The organism is Variovorax sp. 01N429, from assembly GCF_056399425.1.
In genome coordinates this window covers 1-386 of record NZ_JBFTRG010000205.1, presented here as the reverse complement: position 1 = coordinate 386, position 386 = coordinate 1, and the positions used below count along the sequence as shown (strand labels likewise).

At 67.6% G+C, this 386-nt stretch carries 1 protein-coding gene; it reads right to left on the bottom strand.

The features are described from left to right. The coding region (locus tag AC1DSF_RS31260; protein WP_478184190.1) for a hypothetical protein at positions 1-386 on the bottom strand (386 nt) is incomplete at both ends.

The following is a 386-nucleotide window of genomic DNA, read 5'->3' as shown; positions in this document are numbered from 1 at the left end:
CCCCAGTTGCCGGTGGCCCCCGGCGCCTGGGCGACGTCCCACTTGCCGCCCATGCCGTCGCCGGACTTCTCCTTGATGTAGCCGATCATCCACGACGGGCACGAGATCGTCGCGAAGCCGCCCTTGGCGAACGCCTGGTCCCAGTCGGTCTGGAACTGCACGAGCTTCGCGCTCAACTTGTCCTGCGCGGCACGCGAGGCGGTGTCGAAGGCGTTCTTGACGGCCGGGTTCGTGTCGTAGATCAGCTTGCCGCCGGCGTCGTAGTAGGACGTCGGCTGCTGGCCGATCATCGCGTTGTACATGCCGGTGACGCTGTCCATGAACGCGCTGCCCTTCGGCGCGTTCGCGGCGAACTGGCGGCCGACCTCGAGGTAGCCGTCCCACGT